General features: G+C 36.8%; 17 protein-coding genes. 16 read left to right on the top strand and 1 reads right to left on the bottom strand.

The genetic code is table 11. The features are described from left to right. Positions 1 to 6 precede the first annotated feature (6 nt). From G8Y84_RS03970 to rny, 6 genes are all read left to right on the top strand, one after another. The gene (locus G8Y84_RS03970; protein WP_037573391.1) at positions 7 to 876 is read left to right on the top strand and encodes a DUF3388 domain-containing protein; all 870 of its coding nucleotides are present in this window, start codon (positions 7 to 9) and stop codon (positions 874 to 876) included. A 12-nt stretch (positions 877 to 888) separates the two neighbouring features. Continuing rightward, positions 889 to 1,284 carry a helix-turn-helix domain-containing protein gene (locus tag G8Y84_RS03965; protein WP_037573396.1) on the top strand — a complete coding sequence of 132 codons (396 nt, stop codon included), beginning with the start codon at positions 889 to 891 and terminating at the stop codon, positions 1,282 to 1,284. 40 nt (positions 1,285 to 1,324) lie between these two features. Further along, positions 1,325 to 1,909, top strand: a complete 585-nt coding sequence (gene pgsA / locus G8Y84_RS03960) for a CDP-diacylglycerol--glycerol-3-phosphate 3-phosphatidyltransferase (RefSeq protein ID WP_037573398.1) — start codon at positions 1,325 to 1,327, stop codon at positions 1,907 to 1,909. A 106-nt stretch (positions 1,910 to 2,015) separates the two neighbouring features. Further along, positions 2,016 to 3,167 (top strand): CinA family nicotinamide mononucleotide deamidase-related protein, encoded by a 1,152-nt coding sequence (locus G8Y84_RS03955; protein ID WP_037573400.1) that lies wholly within the window; start codon positions 2,016 to 2,018, stop codon positions 3,165 to 3,167. A 161-nt stretch (positions 3,168 to 3,328) separates the two neighbouring features. After that, positions 3,329 to 4,372 (top strand): recombinase RecA, encoded by a 1,044-nt coding sequence (gene recA / locus G8Y84_RS03950; protein ID WP_037573405.1) that lies wholly within the window; start codon positions 3,329 to 3,331, stop codon positions 4,370 to 4,372. A 542-nt stretch (positions 4,373 to 4,914) separates the two neighbouring features. After that, positions 4,915 to 6,474 (top strand): ribonuclease Y, encoded by a 1,560-nt coding sequence (gene rny, locus G8Y84_RS03945; protein ID WP_037573407.1) that lies wholly within the window; start codon positions 4,915 to 4,917, stop codon positions 6,472 to 6,474. 71 nt (positions 6,475 to 6,545) lie between these two features. Here the strand turns inward: rny and G8Y84_RS03940 are convergent, their stop codons facing one another. After that, entirely contained in the window at positions 6,546 to 6,764 is a 219-nt protein-coding gene (locus G8Y84_RS03940; protein WP_037573959.1) for a hypothetical protein, read from the bottom strand. A gap of 201 nt (positions 6,765 to 6,965) precedes the next feature. Between G8Y84_RS03940 and G8Y84_RS03935 the strand changes: the two genes are divergently transcribed. The 10 genes from G8Y84_RS03935 to mutS all read left to right on the top strand — a co-directional run bounded on the left by G8Y84_RS03935 (position 6,966) and on the right by mutS (position 18,785). Further along, positions 6,966 to 7,352 (top strand): ArsR/SmtB family transcription factor, encoded by a 387-nt coding sequence (locus G8Y84_RS03935; protein WP_037573409.1) that lies wholly within the window; start codon positions 6,966 to 6,968, stop codon positions 7,350 to 7,352. After that, positions 7,330 to 9,471 carry a heavy metal translocating P-type ATPase gene (locus G8Y84_RS03930; RefSeq protein WP_165806125.1) on the top strand — a complete coding sequence of 714 codons (2,142 nt, stop codon included), beginning with the start codon at positions 7,330 to 7,332 and terminating at the stop codon, positions 9,469 to 9,471. Before G8Y84_RS03935 ends, G8Y84_RS03930 begins: the two co-directional genes overlap by 23 nt. Positions 9,472 to 9,576: 105 nt before the next feature. Then, the gene (locus G8Y84_RS03925) at positions 9,577 to 10,368 is read left to right on the top strand and encodes a TIGR00282 family metallophosphoesterase (protein ID WP_037573411.1); all 792 of its coding nucleotides are present in this window, start codon (positions 9,577 to 9,579) and stop codon (positions 10,366 to 10,368) included. A gap of 112 nt (positions 10,369 to 10,480) precedes the next feature. After that, on the top strand, positions 10,481 to 12,238 hold the full coding sequence (locus G8Y84_RS03920) for a 2-oxoacid:acceptor oxidoreductase subunit alpha (protein WP_037573412.1): 1,758 nt from the start codon (positions 10,481 to 10,483) through the stop codon (positions 12,236 to 12,238). Next, positions 12,239 to 13,105: a 2-oxoacid:ferredoxin oxidoreductase subunit beta gene (locus tag G8Y84_RS03915; protein WP_037573413.1), complete on the top strand. Its 867-nt coding sequence runs from the start codon at positions 12,239 to 12,241 to the stop codon at positions 13,103 to 13,105. Positions 13,106 to 13,178: 73 nt separating this feature from the next. Next, positions 13,179 to 13,475, top strand: coding sequence for a thiamine-binding protein (locus tag G8Y84_RS03910; protein WP_107388157.1), 297 nt, complete (start codon positions 13,179 to 13,181; stop codon positions 13,473 to 13,475). 138 nt (positions 13,476 to 13,613) lie between these two features. Continuing rightward, positions 13,614 to 15,155, top strand: a complete 1,542-nt coding sequence (miaB, locus tag G8Y84_RS03905) for a tRNA (N6-isopentenyl adenosine(37)-C2)-methylthiotransferase MiaB (RefSeq protein WP_037573416.1) — start codon at positions 13,614 to 13,616, stop codon at positions 15,153 to 15,155. After that, a complete protein-coding gene (locus tag G8Y84_RS03900; protein WP_037573418.1) occupies positions 15,155 to 15,535 on the top strand; it encodes a YlbF family regulator in 381 nt (126 codons plus the stop codon). The genes miaB and G8Y84_RS03900 overlap by 1 nt, the downstream gene beginning before the upstream one ends. A gap of 4 nt (positions 15,536 to 15,539) precedes the next feature. Beyond that, positions 15,540 to 16,049 carry an energy coupling factor transporter S component ThiW gene (gene thiW / locus G8Y84_RS03895; protein ID WP_037573420.1) on the top strand — a complete coding sequence of 170 codons (510 nt, stop codon included), beginning with the start codon at positions 15,540 to 15,542 and terminating at the stop codon, positions 16,047 to 16,049. A gap of 138 nt (positions 16,050 to 16,187) precedes the next feature. Next, positions 16,188 to 18,785, top strand: a complete 2,598-nt coding sequence (gene mutS, locus G8Y84_RS03890) for a DNA mismatch repair protein MutS (protein ID WP_165806124.1) — start codon at positions 16,188 to 16,190, stop codon at positions 18,783 to 18,785. Positions 18,786 to 18,790 lie beyond the last annotated feature (5 nt).

Raw genomic sequence — 18,790 nt, 5'->3', positions numbered from 1 at the left:
AAAGTGATGACACAAGTAAAAGAAAAAAAAGAGTGGTACTTAGAATACGAGATTAATATTAACCGTGAAGGATTGCTTGGTGACGTTTCAAGTTTACTAGGGATGATGGGAATTAATATTGGTACGATTAATGGTATAGATAATTCTCGTCGCGCATTTATCATCAAATCAGATAGTGAAGAAAAAGTAAAACGATTTGAGACCCTATTACAAGAAATTGATGACATCTCTTTACGTGTGTTACGTGAGCCAGAATTAAAAGACCGTTTGGCTGTAAGACATGGCCGCTATATTAAACAAGATAAATATGATAAGAAAATTTTTCGCTTTGAACGTTACGACTTAGGTTTACTGGTAGATTTTATGGCGGAATTATTCAAAGAAGAAGGGCATAAACTGATTGGTATTCGTGGGATGCCACGCGTCGGCAAAACAGAATCTATCGTCGCTGGAAGTGTATCAGCCCACAAAAAATGGTTGTTCATTAGCTCGACTTTAATTAAACAAACTGTAAGAAGTTCTTTAATTAAAGGGGAGTACGATAAAGACCATGTTTATATTATAGATGGGGCCGTGACGGCAAGAGAAAGAAATCCTAAACATCAAGAACTCGTTCGAGAAGTGATGACATTGCCTTCTGTTAAAGTGGTCGAACACCCAGATTTATTTGTAGAAGCCAGTGATTACGTCATGGACGATTTTGATTATATTATTGAATTGCGTGCAGAAGAAAATCAAAAAATCGAATATGACGAAATGAAAAAGAAAACAGTGAAAAGTAAAAATAATCTCAACTTTGGTGATGAATTTGGTGGTTTCGGTGACGGTTTTGGAGGCTTTGGAGACGGTTTTGGAGATGGATTTAAACCATTTTAAGGAGGAGCACAGTTGAAGCATATAGGTAAAGTGTTACAAGGAAGACGAGAACGGATGGGTTTAACGTTATCGGAATTAGAAAAACGAACACATATTCAAAGAGAAACTTTAATTCATCTTGAAAATAACAATTTTGAAGCACTGAATCAACCTGAATATGCAAAAGGCTTTATTCAAAAATATGCACACGCAGTGAATATGGATGCGAAAGCATTAATGGCGGATCATGAAGATGAGTTGCCTCCTTCATATAATCATGCACAAGCACTCTTAAATCAATTACATCAAAACCCTGATGCTTATACACTGACTACATCAACCAAAGAACCTAAATATTTACTGGCTCTGATTGCAGGAACAGTTTTTGTTACAAGTGTGCTTTGGGCCATACTTTCTCTTGTGCTATAATAACAATCATGGAATGAGTTTATGAAAAGAGGAAATACATATGAATCTACCTAATCAGATTACATTATTCCGTGTCATTTTAATCCCAATATTTATGCTTTTTGCACTAGTTGATTTTGGCATGGGACACATTTCGTTTTTGGGTGGCATGTCCATTCGAATTGAATTTTTAATTAGTGGTATCATTTTTATATTAGCTTCAGTCAGTGACTGGGTGGATGGGTACCTAGCTAGAAAATGGCAACTTGTCACGAATATGGGAAAATTTTTAGACCCGTTAGCAGACAAATTGCTTGTATCCGCTGCTTTAATTGTCCTTGTACAGTTAGGATTAACGAACTCTGTCGTTGCAGTTATCATTATTGCACGTGAATTTGCAGTCACAGGCTTACGTTTGTTACAAATCGAACAAGGGTTTGTAAGTGCCGCAGGACAATTAGGAAAAATCAAAACTGCCGTGACTATGGTGGCACTTATCTTTCTACTATTAGGTGATCCTTTGAGTCAGTGGATTGGTTTTTCATTAGGTCAAGTTTTACTATATATCGGTGTTTTCTTTACAGTATTGTCAGGTATTGAGTACTTTTACAAAGGAAAAGATGTTTTCTTACAAGATAAAAAATAATGGATTATCGACCTCTAATGCACAGTATGTGTTGAAGGCTTTTGCCCTTTTCACCATCACACATTAGAGGTTTTGTTATCAAAAAATAATCAAGGGGATTTTGGGTATGAAAGTTTGTATTATTGGTGTAGGTTCTGAGTTATTGCTTGGACAAATAGCAAATACGAATGCGCAATATTTATCACAAGTTCTAAATGCGGCGGGGCATCATGTTTTAGAGCATGTTGTTGTTGGAGATAATCAAGAGCGGTTGCAATCTGTGTTAAAACGCGCAATGCAGAATTATGACGGAATTATTTTAACTGGAGGATTGGGCCCGACAAAAGATGACCTCACGAAACAATCCGTGGCAGATGTTTTAGGAAGAAAGCTAATCATAGATCAAGCTGCCTTAGAAAATATTGAACGTTACTTTAGTGAGCAACATCAAGTGATGACGCCAAATAACAAACAACAAGCATTGGTGATTGAAGGCGCTCAAGTGCTTAACAATGATGTGGGGATGGCTCCGGGGATGATTGTAGAAAATGAAAACAAAAAAATTGTGCTTCTGCCTGGTCCACCTAAAGAATTGAAACCGATGGTCAACCAATATATGATGCCTCATTTTTCCCATACAAATGGGACTATTTTTTCAGAAGTTTTACGCTTTGCCGGAATTGGTGAATCTCAACTTGAGACAGAACTCACCGATTTAATTTCTGAGCAGTCTAACCCAACGATTGCGCCTTTAGCTGGGACTCATGAAGTGACTATTCGTTTAACCGCTAATGGTGCCTCGCTCGAAGCGTGTCAACAAATAATTGAGCCAGTGAAAAATGAGATATTAAAAAGAGTAGGACAATATTATTATGGGTCTAATGACACAACACTTGAAGCACGCGTATTAGCTGAGGCAACACAGTCTTTAGCGTTATATGATGGAGTGACAGAAGGGGCTTTAAATTTAAGACTTAAACAAGTAGATACCCAACAGAATGTAAAAGGTTATATGCTACATCATTCTGCTTTTATTGATTCCTCTGAGACAATCGAAAATCGGTTACGACAAAGTGCATATTTCGTCCAATCTTTATATGATAGCGAGATGGCCATCAGTTTGTTGAGTGAAAACAACAAAGTTTACGTTTGCTTTTTAAAAGGTAATGCAGTACATGTAGTTTATTTTTATGTTTCAGACCAACATTTGCAAATGAGAGAGCGCAGTTCGAATTATATCATGATAGAATGGCTGAATTGGTTAAAAAATCATGGGTGAACAGGTGATTTTCACAAAAATAAGCACAAATGTTCGCTTTTATAAATATAATGCGTTGGTGAATAGCGAACAAATATTCGCAAAATGCTTGTATTTTCTTTTTTGACCATGTATAGTAGAGATAAATACTAAAGGAAACTATATTTATAGGGGGTCCTCAATTGGATAATGAACGTCAAAAAGCACTCGATACAGTAATTAAAAATATGGAAAAATCATTCGGTAAAGGTGCCGTAATGAAACTTGGAGAAAATAAAGATCGCCGTGTTTCAAGTGTTTCAAGTGGCTCAGTTACTTTGGACCATGCACTTGGAGTAGGTGGTTATCCTAAAGGTCGTATTATAGAAGTGTACGGCCCAGAAAGCTCAGGTAAAACAACGGTTGCTCTCCATGCAATCGCAGAAGTTCAAAAAAATGGTGGAGTTGCAGCATTTATTGATGCTGAGCATGCTTTGGATCCAGTATATGCTCAGGCACTTGGTGTAGATATTGATAATTTATATTTATCTCAGCCTGACCATGGTGAGCAAGGTCTAGAAATTGCAGAAGCATTTGTACGAAGTGGTGCTGTAGATATCATTATCGTTGACTCTGTTGCAGCATTAACACCAAAAGCTGAAATTGAAGGTGAAATGGGAGATACGCACGTTGGTTTACAAGCGCGATTAATGTCTCAAGCACTACGTAAATTATCAGCAGCTATTTCAAAATCAAATACAACAGCTATTTTTATTAACCAAATTCGTGAAAAAGTCGGTGTGATGTTTGGTAACCCTGAAACAACACCTGGGGGCCGCGCCTTAAAATTCTATAGTTCTGTTCGTCTAGAGGTACGTCGTGCTGAACAATTAAAACAAGGTCAAGACATTGTGGGAAATCGTACAAAAATCAAAGTTGTTAAAAATAAAGTAGCACCTCCGTTTAAGGTCGCAGAAGTAGATATCATGTATGGACAAGGTATCTCACGTGAAGGTGAACTTATAGACTTAGGCGTGGAATATGACATCGTTGATAAATCAGGTGCTTGGTATTCTTACAATGGTGAACGTATGGGTCAAGGTAAAGAAAATGTTAAAATGTTCTTGAAAGAGCATCCTGAACTTGAAGATGAAATCGATCGTAAGTTGCGTGAGAAGTTGGGCATTTTCGATGGCGACGTTGATGAAAACGAAGCTGATTCACCTCAAACACTTTTTGACGAATAATCGCTACATCGTCAATTTAATGAAAAACACAATTTGATATAAATAGAACCGGATTGGCGCATCGTGCCAACCTCAAGTGAGAAAGCCATCAAAATTTACGATGAGATAAATTTTGATGGCTATTTTAAAACGACTTAAATGAGTAAAATCGTCGGTAAGAGGGATTTTATCCTCCACCTACATCAATTCTAATATTATTGTTCAAATTCTGTTTCGTTAATAGACAAACCTGTTTTTCAACAGGAAGATTAATTTATTCTTTATAAAGAATTTAAAAGTATATATTAAATGCATATTTATACTTTCTGCTTAATTTAATCTAACAATCATTACATTTGTATTTTAGAATAAATCAACGTGTTTTCTCTATTTGATAAATTAAACTAATTTATCAAAATTTGTTGAGACGGTTAATGGCACAAACCTTGATTTTTCATTGTTCAAAACGTACAATTGAACTTGTATGGTCCTTATTTTTATTCTTATAATCTTATAGATTTATTGACATACAGTACCAAATCCTAGAAAAAGGAGGTGTTTGTGTGAATTTATTAAGCCTCTTACTCATTTTGCTGGGTATCATTCTAGGAGTTGTTGTAGGGTATCTGATTGCCCAATATTTAATACATCAAAAGCAGATTCAAGCACGAAATACTGCCGACGATATTATTGAACAAGCCAATAAAGAAGCAGAGAATCTCAAAAAAGAAAAGTTGATTGAAGCTAAAGAAGAAAACCAAATTCTAAGAGAACGCGCTGATAGCGAGCTTAGAGAACGACGTGGTGAACTTCAAAGGCAGGAATCCCGACTTCTTCAAAAAGAAGAGAACTTGGAGCGAAAATCTGATCTTTTAGATAAAAAGGATGAGATTTTAGAGCAAAAAGAATCTAAACTTGAAGAAAGACAACAACACGTAGATGCAAAAGAGAGTAGTGTTCAATCTATAATAATGAAGCACGAACAAGAACTAGAACGCATCTCCGGTCTCACTCAAGAAGAAGCACGACAAGAACAATTGGCGCGTGTTGAAGATGAGTTGTCACAAGATATTGCAATATTGGTTAAAGAAAAAGAAAACGAAGCAAAAGAACAAGTCAATCAAAAAGCGAAAGAATTACTTGCAACCGCAGTTCAACGTTTTGCTGCTGATCATACTTCAGAATCAACGGTTTCTGTGGTAAATTTACCTAATGACGAAATGAAAGGTCGTATCATCGGTCGTGAAGGCCGTAACATACGTACCCTTGAAACATTGACAGGTATTGATTTGATTATCGATGATACTCCAGAAGCAGTGATTTTATCTGGATTTGATCCAATACGGCGAGAAATTGCTAAAACTGCTTTAATTAATCTCGTATCTGATGGACGCATTCATCCGGGGCGTATTGAAGATATGGTTGAAAAAGCACGTCGAGATGTTGATGAAATTATACGTGATGCAGGTGAACAAGCGACATTTGAATTAAATATTCATAATATGCATCCAGATTTAGTTAAAATATTAGGTCGTATGCATTACCGTACAAGCTATGGTCAAAATGTGCTTAAACACTCCATTGAAGTGGCTTACTTATCTGGTATGTTGGCTGCCGAACTTGATGAAGACGTGACACTCGCAAAACGAGCAGGACTTCTGCATGATGTTGGTAAAGCGATTGACCATGAAGTTGAAGGCAGTCACGTAGAAATCGGTGTCGAATTGGCGAAAAAATATGGTGAATCTGAAACAGTGATTAATGCGATTCATTCTCATCATGGTGATGTTGAGCCGACGTCAATTATTTCTATTTTAGTTGCAGCTGCAGATGCTCTATCAGCAGCAAGACCAGGTGCAAGAAAAGAAACATTAGAAAATTATATTAAACGTTTAGAACGACTTGAACGCATTTCTGAAAGTTACGATGGCGTTGATAAAGCATTTGCTATCCAAGCAGGCCGTGAAATACGTGTGATGGTTTCACCTGAGGATATCGATGATTTGAAAGCCCATCGTTTAGCAAGAGACATCAAAAACCAAATTGAAGATGAATTACAATATCCAGGTCATATCAAAGTGACAGTCGTACGTGAGACGAGAGCAATAGAGTATGCAAAATAATAAAAAGCAATGTTACGCGAAGTAACATTGCTTTTTTATATGTGAGACCTAATAAGGTAAAACTCGCATTTTTAATGACTTAAGTTCAATTCAGTTTCATGTAATTCTTTTAATGCCCCTGCAGTATCGTAACAATTTGAGGAGATGTTGGTATATTTTTCTGCTAAACGATAGGCATGAATATATATATCGATACTGTCTTTCGCAATGTCTTCAGGGTTCTCTTTTTTAGAAGGATTCGCCCCAACAACAAGTTCTGCAAATTTTTCGGGATCAATTGAAATGGACATAAATAATTTTACAACTCCTATATATTGATTTGAAAAAGCAAACAAATAGTAATAAAAAATATACATTATTCACTTTCTTTTAATAGTTTACCCACTCTTAATGTTTTAAATCAAAAATTATTATTCAAGTATTTACTTGAATGTTTATTCTGATTTCATTATACTATATTCAAATACTTACTTGAATAAGAGGTGAAAAAAGTGGTTAAGGAAATACCTACATGTGAATTATGGTCAATTGACGAAACAAAAATTTCTGACGCACAAGCTGCGATTCACCAAGCCCCGATAAATGAAGTCAGTCAAATGTTTAAGAGCATTGCCGATTTAAACCGCGCTAAAATGACTTATGCGCTTTGTATTCATGATGAATTGTGTGTGTGCGATATTGCGACATTACTGAACATTACAGTTGCGAATGCCTCACATCATTTACGTGTCCTATATAACAACGGGATTGTAACTTATCGTAAAGAGGGCAAACGTGCTTTTTATCGCATTTATGATGAACATATTAGACAAATTATGCTTGTATCTATAGAACATAAGGAAGAAGTGACTGCCAATGGATCAACAGAAAACGTATGATGTTGTGGGCCTCTCATGTGCGAATTGTGCGAATAAATTTGAGCGGAAATTGAACCAATTGCCGTCAGTAGAAAAGGCGACCGTTAATTTTGGAGCCTCTAAAATTTATGTGACGGGAGATCCTACAATTGAGGAACTTAACAAAGCGGGCGCATTCGAAAATTTAGATGTGAAGTTAGAAACCAAGACTGCTGTTCAAACGGAGGAAGAAAGTGCCACTCTGAATGAAAAATGGTGGCAAAAAGTCATCACTTTTTATCATCATCACTATCCTATTTGTTTTGCGACACTTCTTGTTGTGCTAGGCTATATTGCAAAATACACCGCTGGAGAAACACACCTCATTACTATTTTGCTATTTTTAACATCAATTTTAATAAGCGGGGCATCACTACTTATCCAAGGTTTTAAAAATCTCATTCATTTTGAATTTGACATGCATTCCTTGATGACAATTGCAGTTGTTGGTGGTGCGCTCATTGGAGAATGGGGCGAAGTGGCAGTGGTCGTCATTTTGTTTGCATTAAGTGAAGCATTAGAAGCATTTACGATGAACAAAGCCAGACAATCCATGAAATCTTTAATGTCCATTGCACCAGACACCGCATATCGGATGAATCAACAGGAGATTGAAGAGATTCCTGTAGAAGATATCCATGTGAATGACATCATATATATTAAACCTGGGCAAAAAGTGCCATTAGACGGAATCATTATCAATGGGGCTTCTAGTATTAATCAATCCGCAATAACAGGTGAGTCTATTCCTGTAGATAAGGGACAAGGTGATGAAGTGTTTGCGGGAACTTTAAATGAAAGCGGCGTTCTAGAAGTTCGTGTAACGAAACAATCTAATGAAACCACTTTATCTAAAATGATACAACTCGTGGAACAGGCACAGGTGAATCAGGCTCCAGCGCAAGCACTTATTGAAAAATTTGCCAAATATTATACCCCTATCATTATTATCATCGCTGTTATGGTTATGATATTGCCTCCTCTATTATGGCAGGCAGAGTGGCATACTTGGTTGTATCAAGGCCTTTCAGTTTTAGTTATTGGTTGTCCTTGTGCTCTTGTCATTGCGACACCTATAGCGATTATTTCGAGTATTAGTAATGCCGCAAAACAAGGCGTCTTAATTAAAGGTGGCATACATTTAGAGCAACTGAGCCAAGTTAAAGCTATCATTTTTGATAAAACAGGGACATTGACACAGGGTCAACCCAAAGTCACGCATATTGAGTTTGATGATGAGTTAGACAACAAAGATGAATTACTTCGCCAAATTGGAACGATTGAAAATATGTCAGACCATCCCATCGCTCGGGCAATTGTTACTTATATTCAAGATAAAGCGCTACCTCTGAATGAAGACGTTCAAAAGTTCTACTCTTTAACGGGTGTAGGTGTCTCGGCCAAGATTCAAAATGCCTCTTTTATGGCGGCAAAACCACAATATTTTGAAACCGAAATGACGCCACATTGGCAGGAACGTGTTAAAGTGTATGAAACGCAAGGTCACACTGTGGTGTTAGTTTCAAAAGAGACACGCATTGTTGCACTCATCGCAATAAACGATCAAATCCGTCCAGAAGCTTTTAACAGCTGTCAAAAATTACTCAAACTGGGTGTGCAACATTTAGAAATGTTGACAGGTGATAATGGACAAACCGCAAAAGCGATTGCACATGAGGTTGGTGTCACACATTTCAAAGCACAGCAACTTCCAGAAGATAAACAAGCAAGAGTGACATCGTTACAACGTGAGTACACACATGTTGCCATGATAGGAGATGGTGTGAATGATGCGCCAGCACTTGCTAAGGCAAATGTAGGTCTCTCTATGGGTGCAGCAAGTACGGATACAGCAGTGGAGACAGCGGATATTGCGATATTAAGTGATGATTTAACTAAAATTCCTTACACATTCCGATTAAGTCGTTTAACAATGCGTATTATTAAAATCAATATCCTCATCGCAATTGGTCTTAAAGTAGCTGCGTTATTACTCGTCATACCGGGATGGTTAACGTTATGGATTGCTATTTTTTCAGATATGGGTGCCACATTATTAGTCGGCTTGAATGCGATGCGTCTCTTATATATCAAACCGTAACAAGTGTTTATAATGGGAGTTGTTGACATGTACAGTGAACCCGTTAAAATTAAATAGTAGAGATGCAAGCGAGATTTAGCTTGAATTAGAGAGGATACTTATTGAATGAGATTACTATTTATTGGTGACATTGTAGGTAAAATTGGGCGTCAAACGCTAGAAGAAGCCCTTCCGCAATTAAAACAACATTATCGTCCAACAGTGACAATTGTGAACGCTGAAAATGCTGCGCATGGTAAGGGACTAACTGAAAAAATATATAAACAGTTATTGAGACAAGGTGTCGATTTTATGACAATGGGAAATCACACTTATGGGCAGCGGGAAATATATGAATTCATTGATGATGCTACACGTCTTGTAAGACCCGCTAATTTTCCAAGTGAAGCCCCTGGTGTCGGTATGAGAATTATCAATTTAAATGATAAAAAATTAGCCATCATCAATCTTCAAGGTAGAAGTTTTATGCCCATGATTGATGACCCTTTTAAAATTGCAGACCAATTAATTGAAGAGGCGAAAAAAGAAACTGATTTTATTTTTGTTGATTTTCACGCTGAAACAACGTCCGAAAAATATGCAATGGGATGGTATTTAGACGGACGTGTCAGTGCGGTTGTGGGTACACATACACATATCCAAACATCAGATGAGCGCATTTTACCAAAGCAAACCGCTTATATTACCGATGTAGGGATGACGGGTTTTTATGACGGGATTTTAGGAATTAATAAAGATGAAGTAATCAAACGTTTTATTACGAGTCTCCCTCAAAGACACGTGGTTCCAGATGAAGGACGTGGGGTATTGTCAGGTGTGGTAATTGATTTAAAGCAAGATGGAACAGCGAAAGCCATTTCAAGAATTTTAATCAATGAAGATCATCCGTTTCATTAAACGTATCGTCCATTAGTATGAATTTTTAACAAACCCATGATTTGTAGAGGCAAATCATGGGTTATTTTGATATGATATTAAATGAATTTAAACGTGTAGGAGGCTCATTTAAATGAAAGCACAAGTATCATGGAAAGTCGGCGGTCAACAAGGTGAAGGGATTGAATCGACAGGTGAAATCTTTGCGACAGCGATGAACCGAAAAGGATACTATCTATATGGTTACCGACATTTTTCTAGCCGCATAAAAGGTGGCCATACAAATAATAAAATTCGTGTCTCTACTACACCTGTTCATGCAATTAGTGATGATTTAGATATTTTAATCGCATTTGATCAAGAAACGATTGTATTAAACCATCATGAGATGCGTGAAGACAGTGTAATACTAGCTGACAGTAAAGCGAAACCAGAAAAACCTGAAGATTGTAAAGCGCAATTTATTGTTTTGCCTTTTACTGAGATAGCGAAAGAGCTAGGGACACCTTTAATGAAAAATATGGTGGCAATTGGTGCAACAGCTGCACTTATGCAACTTCAAACAGAGACATTTGAAACGTTGATTCAAAACATGTTTGAGAAAAAAGGGGAAAAGGTTGTTCAATTAAATATTGAAGCATTAAATGAAGGCTATCGTGTGATGTCAGAGCAACGTGAAAACATCACAGGTGATTTCATTCTTGAAGAAGGTAGTGGCGCACCTCATCTTTATATGATAGGTAATGATGCTATCGGTTTAGGCGCCATCACTGGGGGCTCCCGTTTTATGGCAGCATATCCTATAACGCCTGCATCTGAAATTATGGAATATATGATAGATAATTTACCAAAAGTGAATGGCACAGTGATTCAAACAGAAGATGAAATTGCTGCAGCAACTATGGCGATTGGTGCTAATTATGCAGGTGTTCGTGCTTTCACAGCATCAGCAGGTCCTGGGTTGTCATTAATGATGGAAGCGATTGGTTTATCAGGAATGACTGAAACCCCTCTTGTGATTGTCAATACGCAACGTGGAGGCCCATCAACCGGTTTGCCAACAAAACAAGAGCAATCAGATTTAATGCAAATGATTTATGGTACACATGGAGATATTCCGAAGATTGTACTTGCACCAACGGATGCTGAAGATGCTTTTTATTTAACGGTTGAAGCATTTAACCTCGCTGAAGAATATCAATGTCCAGTGATTGTATTAAGTGATTTACAACTTTCTTTAGGTAAACAAACAGTGCCAAATTTAGATTATCAACGTGTTGAAATTCGTCGTGGTGCTACAATTACTGAAGATATCGAGAGAGAGGCTGACGATAAAGCCTATTTTAAACGTTATGCTCTCACTGAAAGTGGTGTTTCTCCTCGTCCAATACCGGGCGTTAAAGGGGGCATTCATCATGTGACAGGTGTGGAACATAATGAAGAAGGTAAACCAAGTGAAGCGGCGAATAATCGCCAAGCACAAATGGATAAACGAATGAAAAAAACGGAACAACTCCTCATTGAAGCACCTGTAGAAGGTCAAGTTGAAGAAGAAGTAGATGTGTTATTTATAGGATTTATTTCTACAAAAGGAGCGATTGAAGAAGGCGTACAACGTATTAAAGATGCTGGACACACTGCAGCGCATATGCAAATACGTCAACTTCATCCGTTCCCAACAGAAACAGTGCAAAATGCAGTGAATAAAGCCCAAAAAGTCATCGTTGTTGAACATAACTATCAAGGGCAATTAGCAAACATCATCAAGATGAATGTTCAATTAGGTGATAAACTTATCAAACAAACGAAATATGATGGTACACCGTTTTTACCAAAAGAAATTGAAACAAAAGGTTTAGAAATTGTGAATCAATTAAAGGAGCGAGTTTAATTGGCAACTTTTAAAGATTTTAGAAATAATGTCAAACCCAATTGGTGTCCAGGATGTGGTGACTTCTCAGTACAAGCTGCGATCCAAAAAGCAGCGGCGAATGTCGGTCTTGAGCCAGAAGATGTGGCGTTAATTACTGGAATTGGTTGTTCAGGACGTTTATCTGGTTATGTGAATTCTTATGGGGTCCATGCTATTCATGGTCGCGCCTTACCATTAGCTCAAGGTGTTAAAATGGCCAATAAAGATTTAACAGTCATTGCCTCTGGCGGTGATGGCGATGGATATGCCATCGGTATGGGACATACAATTCATGCATTACGACGTAATATGAATATGACTTATATCGTCATGGACAATCAAATTTATGGTTTAACTAAAGGTCAAACTTCACCGTCTTCAGCACCCGGATTTATTACGAAAACGACGCCTAAAGGCAATATCGAACAAAATGTCGCACCGCTTGAATTAGCGTTGTCATCTGGGGCAACATTTGTAGCTCAAGGATTTTCAAATGACATTAAAGGATTAACAAAAATGATTGAAGATGCAATCCAACACGATGGCTTTTCATTTGTAAATGTTTTTTCGCCATGTGTTACTTACAATAAAATAAACACGTATGATTGGTTTAAAGAACATCTAACGAGCCTTGATGAGATTGAAGGTTATGATACTTCTAATAAACAACAAGCGATTCAAACTGTTTTAGAGTATGATTCATTAATTAAAGGTATTGTTTATCAAGATACAGAAACACCTTCTTATGAATCTCAAATTGAAGATTTTGAAAGTACACCATTAGCTCATCAAAGTTTAGAACTAGATGCGAGCCAATTTGAATCCTTCACGAAACAATTTGTATAATAATAATCAAAAGCACTCATTTTAGAATATTTAAGAAATGAGTGCTTTTTAAATTAAAAATGAGGTGTTCATAATGATTGATACATTAATGAGTATACAGATAATCCTTAGCACGCCTGGTAAAGACGTCATTCCGTTTGTTGATGAAGCCATCGCAGTGATTGATGCCTCTGGTTTGAATTATCGCGTAGGTCCACTTGAAACGACTGTCGAAGGGGATATGAGTGAGTTGCTCATTTTAATACAAAAAATGAATGAGCGCATGGTAGAATTAGAAGTTGAAAGTATTATTAGCCAAGTGAAATTTTATCATGTCCCAGAAGGTATAAGTATGTCGACATTGACTGAAAAATATGATGCTGAAGACTAAAGAAAATTTAATTGGCGATACACACAATGATGTGTTGCTCGTGATAAGCGAGCCATTAGAATGACAATTTCATTTTGCACTTTTACGCAAATTTTAATATAATGTACTAATGATATATGGGCAGAAAGGGTTTTGCATGTGAATGAAGAACAAAGAAAAGCAGGCACGCTAGATGTGCTATCGCGTCGAAACGATAAAGAAAAAGATTACAGTAAATACTTTGAACACGTCTATCAGCCACCAAATTTAAAAGAAGCCAAAAAACGTGGAAAAGAAGAAGTGGCTTACAATAGAGATTTCCAAATCGATGAAAAATACCGTGGTATGGGTAAAGGTCGCTCATTTTTAATAAAAACTTATGGTTGTCAAATGAATGCGCATGATACTGAAGTCATGGCTGGTATTTTCACAGCATTAGGATATACACCTACAGAAGATGTCAATGAAGCGGATGTTATTTTATTAAACACATGTGCGATTCGCGAAAATGCTGAAAATAAAGTGTTTGGTGAAATTGGAAATTTAAAACATATTAAACAACAACGCCCAGATTGTTTAATTGGTGTGTGTGGCTGTATGTCACAAGAAGAATCTGTCGTGAATAAAATTTTGAAATCTTATCAAAATGTGGACATGATTTTTGGAACACATAATATTCACCGATTACCTCAAATTTTAGAAGAAGCATATCTTTCAAAAGCTATGGTTGTCGAAGTTTGGTCAAAAGAAGGAGACGTTATCGAAAACCTTCCTAAAGTCAGAGATGGCCACATTAAAGCATGGGTAAATATTATGTATGGTTGCGACAAATTCTGTACCTATTGTATTGTTCCGTTTACAAGAGGGAAAGAACGTAGCCGTCGCCCGCAAGATATTATTGATGAGGTACGCGATTTGGCACGACAAGGCTATCAAGAGATTACTTTACTTGGCCAGAATGTCAATTCATACGGAAAAGATTTAGAAGATCTAGAGTATGGTTTAGGTGATTTGTTAGAGGATATTTCTAAAATTGATATTCCACGTGTTCGTTTTACAACGAGCCATCCATGGGATTTCACTGATCGCATGATTGAAGTCATCGCAAAAGGTGGAAACATCGTACCGCACATTCATTTGCCAGTACAATCAGGAAATAACCAAGTCTTAAAAATCATGGGACGTAAATATTCTCGTGAAAGTTATTTGGATCTCGTACGTCGAATTAAAGCAGCCATTCCAGATGTTGCATTAACGACTGATATTATTGTCGGTTATCCAAATGAAACAGAAGAACAATTTGTAGAAACATTAACTTTATATGAAGAAGTTGGCTTTGAACATGCCTATACGTATTTATATTCACAACGTGATGGTACACCAGCGGCCAAGATGAAAGATAATGTACCTACTGACGTTAAAAAAGAACGTTTACAACGTTTAAACCGACTTGTAGGTGAATATTCAGCACGTGCCTTATCACAATATGAAGGGCAAACCGTTCAAGTATTATGTGAAGGTGCAAGTAAAAAAGATGAAGCGGTATTAGCAGGTTATACTGAAAAGAATAAACTTGTGAATTTCCGTGCCCCTAAAGATGTTATCGGTAAAATTGTCGATGTAAAAATTACTGAAGCGAAACAATTTTCTTTAAACGGGGAATTTGTCGGTGTTGCTGAACCTAAAATGGTGACGATTTAATGTTCAACCGCCAAGAAATTCTCAGTCAGGCAACACAAATTAGTCAAGACTTACAATCTTTAGAAGTGATTCAGCAGTATAAACAAATTGAACATCAAATTCATCAACATTCGAAAATTGCTGAATATATGAAAGATTTAAAGCAAAATCAAAAACAATCCGTAAACTTTCAAAATTATGATAAGCCAGTAGCGTATCGTCAATCTGAAGATACGATTGCGCACATTCAATCTGAAATTGATGCTTATCCTATAGTGACGCAATTTAGACAATCACAAGAAGAAGCCAATGAGATTCTTCATCTTGTGATTGATACATTAGCCCATCGATTGCAAGGAGATTCCAATTTGCCAAGTTCAGATCAACATCAGGAGGAGTGAGACAATGAATACAAAAAAATTGACATTAACTGCCTTATTTATTGCACTTAATGTCGTATTGAGCACAGTTATTGTCATTCCTATTGGTCCGTTTAAAGCAACACCTGTTCAACATTTTGTAAACGTACTCAGTGCGGTACTATTAGGGCCGTGGTTTGGCCTGGCTCAAGCCTTTTTATCTTCATTGATTCGACTCTTATTTGGAATCGGAACGCCCTTTGCTTTTCCTGGAAGTATGATTGGCGTGTTATTAGCTAGCTTATTTTATTATGTGAATCGTCATTTATTCGTCGCATCAATTGGAGAAGTGATTGGCACTGGTGTTATCGGAAGTTTGGTTTGTATACCGCTCGCTTGGATACTTGGCCTTGATAGTCTAGCCATTAAACCTTTAATGGCCACGTTTTTATTATCAAGTTGTGTTGGAGCATCACTTAGTTATATTTTATTACTCGTTTTAAAAAAACGAAATCAATTACCGGATTTAAGCAAGTCCAAAAGAAAATTAAAATAAATGAAAGAGATGGGGGCTCCATCTCTTTTTTTATAAAATATCAAATACATAAAAACTGCAGACGATGATTCGAGTCCGATAAGGAAATCTGTTAAACTAATTACATTATGAGATGAGAAATAGAAGGAAAGTGAAAAAATGACAAATGTCACGCCAATGATGAAACAATATTTACAAATTAAATCTGAGCATCAAGATGCCCTACTCTTTTTCCGATTAGGGGACTTTTATGAATTGTTTTATGATGATGCCGTGACGGCTTCACGGGTACTCGAAATCACGTTAACAAAACGTGATGCCAAAAAAGAAAATCCTATTCCAATGGCAGGAGTGCCTTATCATTCCGCAGATGGTTACATAGAGACTTTAATACAAAATGGATTTAAAGTTGCGATATGTGAACAAATGGAAGACCCACGCCAAGTGAAAGGGATGGTAAAGCGTGAAGTTGTCCGTGTGGTCACGCCCGGGACATTAATGGAAAAGGGCGGCATAGATGAAACTCAAAATAACTATATTGTAAGTTTCATAAAAGACGAGGGTTATGCGTTAAGTTATTGTGATGTGAGCACAGGTGAATTGAAAGTCACGCAGTTTGAAGATGAAAGTACGTTGATCAATGAAGTGACAACGATACAGCCCAATGAAATTGTGGTCAACGCACCATTAACAGACCATTTGAAACGTCAGTTTAGTATGATTACTGAAACGGTCACAGTTAGAGAAACAATCTCAAAAACAGATTACAAAGTCAATACCATTTCAAATGTTTTGATGGCCCAAGCTGTCCAGATTTTGTTAGATTATATTTTTGAGACGCAAAAACGTGATTTATCTCATATAGAAGATGTGATCACCTACCAAGCGTTAGATTATATGAAAATGGATTTCTATGCAAAACGAAATTTAGAATTAACAGAAAGTATCCGTTTGAAATCGAAAAAGGGCACGTTGTTATGGCTCATGGATAAAACAAAAACGCCAATGGGTGCTAGACGGTTAAAACAATGGATAGATCGCCCATTAATTCAACAAGAGGATATTGAACAACGTCATGACGCTGTGGATCAGTTTTTAAATCATTTTATAGAAAGAGATACGCTTAGAAATTATTTAACAGAAGTCTATGATATTGAACGTTTAGTTGGGCGCGTAAGCTTCGGAAATGTCAATGCCAAAGATTTAGTTCAACTTAAACATTCAATTGCACAAATTCCACATATTAAAGCCTTACTTCAATCAATAGACTCAAAGGCCATTGCGCATTTTAATGACTTAGAACCACTCGACGACTTATTACAAACATTACAAGACAGTTTAGTTGATGAACCGCCTCTGTCCGTTAAAGAAGGGGGCCTATTTAAAGAAGGCTATCATCCACAACTAGATGAATATTTAGATGCTTCAAGAAATGGAAAAACATGGCTTGCGGAACTTCAGATGAAAGAACGCGAACGTACAGGGATTAAATCTTTAAAAATTAGTTTTAATAAAGTCTTTGGTTATTATATCGAAATCACGCGTGCCAATTTATCACAATTTGATCCTGAAAAATATGGTTATGAAAGAAAACAAACGCTTTCCAATGCGGAGCGTTTCATTACTGATGAGTTGAAAGAAAAAGAAGCGATGATTTTAGGCGCGCAAGAAAAATCGGTTGAATTAGAATATACGTTGTTTACGGAATTAAGAAATTATGTCAAAACATTTACCGAGCGTCTCCAACAACAAGCGAAAATGATATCAGAACTTGATTGTTTACAAAGCTTTGCAGAAATAGCACAAGCTTATAATTATGTTCGACCTCAATTTATCACAACGCAAACGCTTGATTTAAAAGAGTCACGCCATCCGGTTGTTGAGCGTGTCATGGATTATAATGACTATGTTCCGAATGATTGTTATTTAGATAAAGATGAGTTTATTTATTTAATTACTGGGCCTAACATGTCAGGGAAATCAACGTATATGCGTCAAGTAGCCATTATTAGCATCATGGCGCAAATGGGTGCATTTGTCCCATGTCAAAGTGCAACGTTACCTATATTTGATCAAATTTTCACAAGGATTGGTGCCGCGGATGATTTGGTTTCAGGTAAGAGTACATTTATGGTTGAAATGTTGGAAGCACAAAATGCTCTGAAATATGCTACAGCGAATAGTTTAATTATTTTCGATGAAATCGGTCGAGGCACGTCGACCTATGATGGCTTAGCACTTGCACAAGCAATGATTGAATATGTCGCTGAAACGTCCAAAGCAAAAACGCTATTTTCAACGCACTATCATGAATTAACAGAGTTAGAAAAAGCACTTCCGAGTTTAAAAAATGTCCATGTTGCGGCAAATGAGTATCACGGAGAGCTTATATTTTTACACAAAGTTAAACCAGGTGCAGTGGAACATAGTTATGGAATTCAGGTTGCAAAGCTTGCGGCTTTACCAGAACAAGTCATTGAACGAGCGCAAGTCATCCTAGAAGCTTTTGAAGCGAATGCCAAAACGCAAACTTCTGAACCATCGGTAAATCCGAAACATCTCGAAGTTGTAAACGATGATTTCGAAACACAACCACCAAAAGTACAAGAACCCAAAATCGAACAGGCCACTTTTGATTTATTTGAGAGCACGTCTGAACAAAGTGAAATAGAACTAGAAATAAAACAATTGAATTTATCTCAGATGACCCCAATTGAAGCATTAGTTAAATTAAGTGAGTTTCAAAACAAATTATAAATAGA

It is taken from the genome of Staphylococcus sp. 11511212 (assembly GCF_011394755.1).
Taxonomy (GTDB): Bacteria; Bacillota; Bacilli; order Staphylococcales; family Staphylococcaceae; genus Staphylococcus; species Staphylococcus chromogenes.
The sequence above is the reverse complement of the archived record's forward strand: the minus strand, read 5'-3'. Positions and strand labels throughout refer to the sequence as shown.

Bases quoted from the DNA above. Each gene is read 5' to 3' on its own strand.
- G8Y84_RS03970 (WP_037573391.1), top strand. From the start codon at position 7: ATGACACAAGTAAAAGAAAAAAAAGAGTGGTACTTAGAATACGAGATT.
- pgsA (WP_037573398.1), top strand. From the start codon at position 1,325: ATGAATCTACCTAATCAGATTACATTATTCCGTGTCATTTTAATCCCA.
- G8Y84_RS03955 (WP_037573400.1), top strand. From the start codon at position 2,016: ATGAAAGTTTGTATTATTGGTGTAGGTTCTGAGTTATTGCTTGGACAA.
- G8Y84_RS03940 (WP_037573959.1), bottom strand. From the start codon at position 6,764: ATGTCCATTTCAATTGATCCCGAAAAATTTGCAGAACTTGTTGTTGGG.
- G8Y84_RS03930 (WP_165806125.1), top strand. From the start codon at position 7,330: ATGGATCAACAGAAAACGTATGATGTTGTGGGCCTCTCATGTGCGAAT.
- G8Y84_RS03925 (WP_037573411.1), top strand. From the start codon at position 9,577: ATGAGATTACTATTTATTGGTGACATTGTAGGTAAAATTGGGCGTCAA.
- G8Y84_RS03920 (WP_037573412.1), top strand. From the start codon at position 10,481: ATGAAAGCACAAGTATCATGGAAAGTCGGCGGTCAACAAGGTGAAGGG.
- G8Y84_RS03910 (WP_107388157.1), top strand. From the start codon at position 13,179: ATGATTGATACATTAATGAGTATACAGATAATCCTTAGCACGCCTGGT.
- G8Y84_RS03900 (WP_037573418.1), top strand. From the start codon at position 15,155: ATGTTCAACCGCCAAGAAATTCTCAGTCAGGCAACACAAATTAGTCAA.
- thiW (WP_037573420.1), top strand. From the start codon at position 15,540: ATGAATACAAAAAAATTGACATTAACTGCCTTATTTATTGCACTTAAT.
- mutS (WP_165806124.1), top strand. From the start codon at position 16,188: ATGACAAATGTCACGCCAATGATGAAACAATATTTACAAATTAAATCT.